This is a genomic window from Streptomyces sp. NPDC005281, assembly GCF_040607495.1.
GTDB lineage: Bacteria > Actinomycetota > Actinomycetes > Streptomycetales > Streptomycetaceae > Streptomyces.
On the sequence record NZ_JBEXGX010000035.1, the window covers coordinates 72,362 to 78,826 of the forward strand.

Consider the following 6,465-nt stretch of genomic DNA (forward strand, 5'->3'; position numbering starts at 1 on the left):
AGGATGAGGACCACACGGAGTGCAGCGATTCGTGCCGGGGCGCGCGGGAAGACGTACGCCGCGCTGGCGGTCGTGTCCGTGACCGGGATCCTGGCGTTGACGGGCTGTGGCCTGCGGGACCATCGTGATGACGTGGGCGTTCCGGGTTCGTCGCCCTCCGCGGTGCCGTCCGTGGCGCCGAAGGCGTCGCTCCCGCCGGGCAGGCCGCTGGGCGCGGACGCACACGTGCCGAGCCCGTCGGATGTCGACGGGACGGACGCGACGGAAGTATCGGAGGCGTGGGCGGAGGTGGCGTACGGCTATGACACGAAGTACGACTACGGTCCCCACGACGCCGTGCTGCGTTCCGCCCGGTGGTTCACCCCGGCCAAGGCCGCGGAGGAGCGGTCCTACCACCCCGCGAGCGGGGCGGGCGCCGAGTGGAACATCTGGGCCGGTCACCGGGCCTGGACCACGGTCGTGGTGACCGCGGACGACGACGCGGACGGTCCCGCCGACACGGCCGTCCTCGCCTACCGTGCCCTGTTCGTGGACGGCCGGGCCCACGGCCGTGACGGCTGGAAGGGCACGGGCCCGCGCGCGAACGTCTACCTCAAACTCACCCGGGCGGGTGGCGGCCGTCCGTGGCACGTCGCCGAGGTGACGACCGTGGAGGCGGCGGAACCGCCTCCGCCGCCGTCAACCTCCGAGCCCGCGCTCTCGCCCTCGACGTCGACGTCGCCCCCGGCCTCGATGATGTCCTCGACCCCGTCCTCGACCACCCCTTCGTGAGGGAACCGATGTCTCGACTCAGCCGCGAACAGAAGCGGGAACTCAAGCGGCAGCGCTCGGCGGCCGGTGCCGGAGGGCAGCCGGCCGCCGGGACGACGCCGATCGAGGTGCACGTACCGGCGTCCGCGGACGCGATGGCGGGAGCCGTGATGCCCGGTGCCGCGGGTGCGCAGGGCTGTGCCACGGTCGGCGGGATGCCGGTCGTGGCCGCGCCCGGCGAGACGGTCCAGGGCGCGATCCTGAACTACCTCCACCGCCTCGCCCTCGCCACCGGCCACCCGGTGACGGCCAGCATCCACGACGAACGCATCGGCTACGTCGTACCGCTCCAGGTGTACGTCGACGGCTCCAGCCGCTACACGGCGGAACCGGTACGCGTGGCACCCCCCGCGCCACGCCCCGAGAACCCCCCGCACCTCCCACCCCAGACCCACCGCGCGCAGACCCGGACCCCGGCCCACCCCCCGCAGTCCCGGACCCCGGAGCAGCGTCCGCAGTCCCGGACGCCGGAGGAGCGTCCGCAGCCGCCTGTACCGGAGGGCCCGCGCTTCGGGGCCGAGGAGCAGCGTCCGCAGCCCCCGGCTCACGAGGGTCCGCGGCGCCCGGTCGGTGATGTTCCGCAAGCGCCGGTCCATGGGGCGCCGCAGGCTCCGGCTCAGCGGCGTCCGGAGCAGCCCGCCGCGCCGATTCCGCCGGTTCCGGTGCCCGTCGAGGCACCGGCACAGGCTCCGGAGGCACCGGCCGCTCCGCGCCGTGACAAGGCGACGTACGTTCTGCGCGCGGTGCCGGAACCGGATGCGCGGCCGGTCCCGGGAGCCGGGAGCGGGACTCCGACGCCCCCGGCGGCGGGACCCGAACCGGCGCCCGCACCCGAGTACCCGCCCACGGCACAGCCCGCCCCCGAGCCGCCGGCGCGCCCGGCGTTCGCTCCGGAGTCGCGGCCCGCGCCGGTGCGCAGGTCCGAGCCCGCGGTGACGGCGGAGTTCGTGCCGCATCCCGTACCGCAGCCGTCGGCCCGTCCCGAGCCGTCGGTCCACCCGGAGCCGCAGCCCGCGCCCGTGCGCAGGCCCGAGCCCGCCGTGACCGCCGAGTTCGTGCCGCAGCCGCAGCCGGTTCCGCAGCCGGCGCCCGCACCGGCGGCACCCTCGGAATCCACGCCGGTGTCCGCTTCCGCGCCGGTGTCCGCTCCCGCTCCGACGGCCGAGCCGTTCGTCGCCGCGGGCCCCGGACAGGCACCCGCCGCCGGGCCCGTCGCGCCCGGTACTCCCACGCCGTCCACCTTCGTGCTGCGGGCGGTACCGGAACCGAAGCCCCTGCCCGGGGCCGCGTCGACGCGTGTCCTGCGGGCGGTGCCGGGCTCGGCGGCCGCCGCGGTGTCCGCCCCGACGGGGGAGTTCGGCCCGGCTCCGGTGACAGGCACCGCCCCCGAACCGAAGCCCGCCCCCGAACCGATGCCCGCTGCCGAGGCGAAGCCCGCTGCTGCGGAGCGGAAGCCCGCTTCCGCGATGGAGGCCTTGTCGCTGCTGGGCCCTGAACGGGAACCGGACCCGAAGCCCACTCCGGCCCGCGGCTTCGACGCCGTCGCCGAGGCGGTCCTCGCGCCCAGTCCCCAGGGACCGGCCGCTGAACGGGACCCCGCGTCGGCGTTCCTCGACGAGCCGGTCGCCCGGATCAACGAGGCCGTGAAGAAGGGCCGTATCGAGGCCGCCGCGGGTATGGCGGAGCGTGCCGTCGCCGAGGCGGCCCATTCGCTGGGCCACGAACACCCCGAGGTGCTGAAGCTGCGCGAACTGACCGCGTACATCGCCTACTTGGCCGGTGACGCGCTCAGGTCGTTCCATCTGTCGCTGGACCTCGCGAGGGTCCGCAGGCGCCACCGCGACAACGGGGCCGCCTACGGCAACGTGCAGAGCGCGGCCGCCGCGTGGCGCGCCGTGCGCGACCCCCTCCAGGGTCTGCACCTCGGGCGCGATCTGATCGGACTGTGGACCGAGCTCGCGGCCGACGACGGTCCCGCCGCCGACGACCTGGAGCAGCTCGAATCGGCCCGCACCCGCATGGGCCGCCTCGCGGAACGCGCCCGCGTGGCCGCGGACAACCCGTACACCCGGACGCCCCGTGCCCACGGCGAGTGACGAGCTGAACGGCCGGGGCGGTGCCGGGGACGGAGCCGGCTGACTGACGGCGAAGGGGGCGCCGCCGGGCCGTTCCGGGCCGGCGGCGCCATCCGTCAGTGGACGCAGAACTCGTTTCCCTCGGGGTCCGTCATGACGACCCAGGCGCCCGCCGGTTCCCTCACCTCGCGCAGCACGCTCGCACCCAGCGCGGTCAGACGCCCGACCTCGTCGGCGCGGCGCCCCTCGCCGGGGTGCAGGTCGAGGTGGAGCCGGTTCTTGGCCGTCTTGGGCTCGGGAACCCGCTGGAACAGCAGCCGCCGCCCGAGCCCGGTGCCGCGCTCCTTGTCGTACGGGTCCTCGGGATGCCGTACGGCGATCAGGTCCCGGAAGGCCGGGCGGCCGTGGAAGTCGAGGGTGGCCTCGGGCGGCAGGGCACCGAGGCTCAGCAACTGCTCGATGAAGGCGCTGTTGTCCTCGACCGTGTAACCGAGCGCGGCGGACCAGAAGTCGGCCTGCGCGTGCGGATCGGCGGAGTCGATGACGAGCTTCCAGTGGACGGGTGCGGGTGCGGGTGCGGGCGCTGGCACGGGAGTCGGCGTCATGGAGCCACTCTTAGTGGTTCTCCGGCCGGCCGGGCAAGGTCACTCGCCGGGGCCGGCCCTCATGTCGTACGACACGTATGACACGTACGACGTACGACACGTGTGACACGTACGAGTCCTACGGAGGCGGCGTCCTGCCGATTAGCCCTGCCGATTAGCCCCGCCGATTCGCCCGGGCGCGGCCGCCCGTTCGTCACACGGTGCCGTGCGAGGCGGCAGGACCGGCGGAACCGGTGGAACCGACGGCTTCGGCGGCGATCCCCGCGGCCTCGGCAGCGGTACCCGCGGTGACGACGGCGATTTCCGCCAGGCCGGCGGGGACTCCCGCGACCGCGGCCCGGGCGGGGGCACCCACGGCCGTGGCGGGTTCCGCGGCCGCGCGGGCCGCCTCCCGCAGTGCCCGCGCACCCCGTCGCGCGGCACGCAGCGCGTCGAACGTCAGCAGTGACAGCGCGAGCCACACCAGCGAGAACCCGGCCCACCGCTCGGCCGGCATGGCCTCGTGGAAGTAGAAGATGCCGAGCAGGAACTGGAACACGGGGGCCATGTACTGGAGAAGGCCCAGGGTGGACAGCGGCACACGGATCGCGGCGGCGCCGAAGCAGATCAGGGGGATCGCCGTGACCACGCCGGTCGCCGCGAGCAGCGCGGCGTGCCCGGAACCCTGCGCGGGGAACGTCGCGTCGCCCCGCGTGCCCAGCCACAGCAGATACGCGAGCGCCGGCAGGAACTGGATCGTGCTTTCGGCGGCGAGCGATTCGAGGCCGCCGAGGTTGACCTTCTTCTTCACCAGGCCGTACGTGGCGAAGGAGAAGGCGAGGCAGAGGGAGATCCACGGTGGGTGGCCGTAGCCGATGGCCAGGACGAGGACGGCCGCGGCGCCGACGCCCACGGCGGCCCACTGCACCGGCCGCAGCCGTTCCTTGAGGAGCAGCACGCCCATCGCGATGGTGACCAGGGGGTTGATGAAGTAGCCCAGCGAGGCCTCGACCACGTGCCCGGAGTTGACCGCCCAGATGTAGACGCCCCAGTTCACGGTGATGACGGTCGCCGCGATCGTGATCAGTCCCAGCTTGCGCGGCTGCCGCAGCAGTTCTCCCGCCCAGGCCCAGCGCCGCATCACCAGCAGCAGGACCCCGACCACCGCCAGTGACCACACCATCCGGTGGGCGAGGATCTCGATCGCTCCGGCGGGCTTCAGCAACGGCCAGAAGAGGGGGACGAGCCCCCACATCCCGTACGCCGCGAAGCCGTTCAGCAGGCCTATGCGCTGCTCGCCCCTCGACTGCCCGGCCACCGGCGTCTCCTTCTCCCACGGATTCTCTCGGACGCCTGTCGCGCCCCGCGCTCCGTAGCTCCCGTGCGGTCGGGGAACTTCCGTGCAGCATGAAAGAAGGTAGCGCCGGACACCCCCGCCTGTCATGCCCGTATCGCCATACGGTCATGACAGGCGAGGGTGTGGGGGAGAGGTGCCCGGCGCCGCCGGGACCTCAGGCCTTCAGCGCCGCCGCGACGGACTCGGCGATCGGCGTGGTCGGACGGCCGGCCAGGCGGGACAGGTCGCCGGGGGTGGCGTCCAGCTCGCCCTTCTCGATGGAGGCGTCGACGCCCGCGAGGATCCCGGCGAAGGCCTCGGGCAGCCCGGCGCCGGTCAGGATGGAGACGAAGGCCTCGGGGGAGACGGAGTTGTAGGCGATCTCCTTGCCGGTCTGCCGGCTCAGCTCGGCGGCGTACTCGGCGAAGCCCCAGGCCTCGTCACCGCTCAGCTCGTACGTCGTGTTCTCGTGGCCTTCGCCGGTCAGCACCGCGACCGCGGCGGCCGCGTAGTCGGCGCGCGAGGCGGAGGCGATCCGGCCCTCTCCCGCGGCCTGGACGACGGCGCTGTGCGCGAGCACCGGGGCGAGGTTCTCGGTGTAGTTCTCGTGGTACCAGCCGTTGCGCAGCAGCGAGTAGGGCAGCCCGGAGGCGAGCAGGATCTTCTCGGTCGCGCGGTGGTCGTCGGCCAGGGCGGCCGTCAGGCTGCCGGGGGCGCTGGTGTAGGCGAGCAGCGAGACTCCGGCCGCCTTGGCGGCGTCGATGACGACCCGGTGCTGCTCGACGCGGCCCTTGTCGAACTCGTTGCCCGAGATCAGCAGCACCTTGTCACCGGCCGCGAACAGGCCGTCGAAGGTCTCGGGCGTGTTGTAGTCGGCGACCGCGAGCCGTACGCCGCGGGCCGCGAGGCCGGCGGCCTTGGACTCGTCCCGTACGACGGCGGTGATCTGCTCGGCGGGAACCTTCTCCAGCAGCTGCTCGATCACGTGGCGGCCGAGGTGTCCGGTGGCTCCGGTGACGACGATGCTCATGGCGTACATCTCCTTGTGGGGTGCGGATGTCACTCACCCTAGGAGCTGCACTAACTGTTGGAAAGTACCCACCTTGAAGTAAGGTACTGGTATGGCCGTAAGTATGAAGGCAGCGAACGGGACGCCGGACGGGTACGACGCCGGCGAGGCGATGTGCCCCTACCGCCTGGTCCTGGAACATGTCACCAGCCGCTGGGGCGTCCTCGTCCTGATCGAGCTCCTGGAGAGGTCGTACCGCTTCAGCGAGCTGCGCCGGGCGATCGGCAGGGTCGGCAAAGGGGTCAGCGAGAAGATGCTCACCCAGACCCTCCAGACCCTGGAGCGCGACGGGCTGGTCCATCGCGACGCCAAGCCGGTCATCCCGCCGCGCGTCGACTACTCCCTGACCGACCTGGGCCGAGAGGCCGCCGAGCAGGTGCGGTCGCTGGCGCTGTGGACCAACGAGCGCATGGCCGACGTCGAGCGCGCCCGTGGCGTGTACGACGAGGCCCGGGCACTCAGGGCCCGGGCCTCCTAGGAAACTCCCGCGACGGACTCAGCCGATGACGGTCCAGGTGTCGCCGCCGGCGAGGAGGGCGGCGAGGTCGCCCTTGCCGTTCTGTTCGATGGCGGCGTCGAGCTGGTCGGCCA

The 6,465-nt window shown here is 73.3% G+C and carries 6 protein-coding genes; 3 read left to right on the forward strand and 3 right to left on the reverse strand.

Translation table 11 applies throughout. The features are described 5' to 3' along the window. The first annotated feature begins 3 nt into the window (after positions 1-3). A complete protein-coding gene (locus ABZV42_RS35155) occupies positions 4-771 on the forward strand; it encodes a hypothetical protein (protein ID WP_356055513.1) in 768 nt (255 codons plus the stop codon). Between the two features lie 8 nt (positions 772-779). After that, positions 780-2,906 carry a hypothetical protein gene (locus ABZV42_RS35160; RefSeq protein WP_356055515.1) on the forward strand — a complete coding sequence of 709 codons (2,127 nt, stop codon included), beginning with the start codon at positions 780-782 and terminating at the stop codon, positions 2,904-2,906. A 95-nt stretch (positions 2,907-3,001) separates the two neighbouring features. Here the strand turns inward: ABZV42_RS35160 and ABZV42_RS35165 are convergent, their stop codons facing one another. The 3 genes from ABZV42_RS35165 to ABZV42_RS35175 form a co-directional block, all read right to left on the reverse strand. Beyond that, positions 3,002-3,490 carry a VOC family protein gene (locus ABZV42_RS35165; RefSeq protein ID WP_356055518.1) on the reverse strand — a complete coding sequence of 163 codons (489 nt, stop codon included), beginning with the start codon at positions 3,488-3,490 and terminating at the stop codon, positions 3,002-3,004. A gap of 193 nt (positions 3,491-3,683) precedes the next feature. Then, positions 3,684-4,787, reverse strand: coding sequence for an EamA family transporter RarD (gene rarD, locus ABZV42_RS35170; protein ID WP_356055520.1), 1,104 nt, complete (start codon positions 4,785-4,787; stop codon positions 3,684-3,686). Between the two features lie 193 nt (positions 4,788-4,980). After that, positions 4,981-5,835, reverse strand: a complete 855-nt coding sequence (locus tag ABZV42_RS35175) for an SDR family oxidoreductase (protein WP_356055522.1) — start codon at positions 5,833-5,835, stop codon at positions 4,981-4,983. 91 nt (positions 5,836-5,926) lie between these two features. Between ABZV42_RS35175 and ABZV42_RS35180 the strand changes: the two genes are divergently transcribed. Next, positions 5,927-6,352 (forward strand): helix-turn-helix domain-containing protein, encoded by a 426-nt coding sequence (locus ABZV42_RS35180; RefSeq protein ID WP_355983020.1) that lies wholly within the window; start codon positions 5,927-5,929, stop codon positions 6,350-6,352. Positions 6,353-6,465: the final 113 nt, after the last annotated feature.

What these genes read in the sequence shown, in the direction of transcription:
- ABZV42_RS35155 (WP_356055513.1), top strand. Translation starts at nt 4, where the DNA reads ATGAGGACCACACGGAGTGCAGCGATTCGTGCCGGGGCGCGCGGGAAG.
- ABZV42_RS35160 (WP_356055515.1), top strand. Translation starts at nt 780, where the DNA reads ATGTCTCGACTCAGCCGCGAACAGAAGCGGGAACTCAAGCGGCAGCGC.
- ABZV42_RS35165 (WP_356055518.1), bottom strand. Translation starts at nt 3,490, where the DNA reads ATGACGCCGACTCCCGTGCCAGCGCCCGCACCCGCACCCGCACCCGTC.
- ABZV42_RS35175 (WP_356055522.1), bottom strand. Translation starts at nt 5,835, where the DNA reads ATGAGCATCGTCGTCACCGGAGCCACCGGACACCTCGGCCGCCACGTG.
- ABZV42_RS35180 (WP_355983020.1), top strand. Translation starts at nt 5,927, where the DNA reads ATGGCCGTAAGTATGAAGGCAGCGAACGGGACGCCGGACGGGTACGAC.